Annotated in this window: 1 protein-coding gene; it reads right to left on the bottom strand. The window is 46.2% G+C overall.

The window, feature by feature from the left end:
- Window positions 1-683, bottom strand: a 683-nt coding sequence (locus ASC50_RS02165; RefSeq protein WP_056928639.1) for a polyprenol monophosphomannose synthase, incomplete at its 3' end; no start/stop codon positions are given.
- Between the last annotated feature and the right edge of the window lie 116 nt (window positions 684-799).

The raw sequence follows: 799 nt of genomic DNA, 5'->3' as shown, positions 1-799 counted from the left end.
CCCAGAAAGGCTTTTCCGAAGGTGCCGCCGCTCATTTTGGATACGCCTTCCATGCGATTGACGAAGATGATTGGCACTTCTTTCAATGTGAATCCGCATTTGTAGGCGGTGTATTTCATCTCGATTTGGAAGGCATAACCCTTGAATTTGATTTTGTCTAAATCAATGGTTTCCAAAACTTTACGTCTATAGCATTTGAAGCCGGCTGTCGTATCGCAGATTTTCATTCCGGAAATAATACGCACATATTTGGATGCAAAATAGGACATCAGCACACGCGAAATAGGCCAATTAACCACATTCACACCGGAAACATAACGCGAACCAATTGCAACATTCGCACCATCATCTTTGCACGCCTGATAGAGCCGAAGCAAATCATCGGGATTGTGCGAAAAATCGGCATCCATCTCAAAAATGTACTCGTAATCGTACTGCAACGCCCATTTGAAGCCCGCAATATAAGCCGTTCCCAAGCCCAATTTGCCTGCCCGCTCCACAATATGCAGCCGTCCGGAAAATTCCGGTTGCAAACTTTTGACGATTTGCGCCGTCCCATCCGGCGAATTGTCGTCAATAATCAACACATCGAAAGGGTGGGGGAGCGGCATCACCTTGCGGATGAGCTTTTCGATGTTCTCCCTCTCGTTGTAAGTGGGTATAATGACTATACTGTCTTTCATGCCGCAAAATTACAAAAATTATTGGAGATATGCCGTCACTTGCCCGCTGATTTGCATCAGGGAAATTTCGCACAGTTTGGTGCTGTATTGCGCTTGCAGGAGGCGTTCTTCGGCTT

It is taken from the genome of Candidatus Symbiothrix dinenymphae (assembly GCF_001431085.1).
The sequence above is the reverse complement of the archived record's forward strand: the minus strand, read 5'-3'. Positions and strand labels throughout refer to the sequence as shown.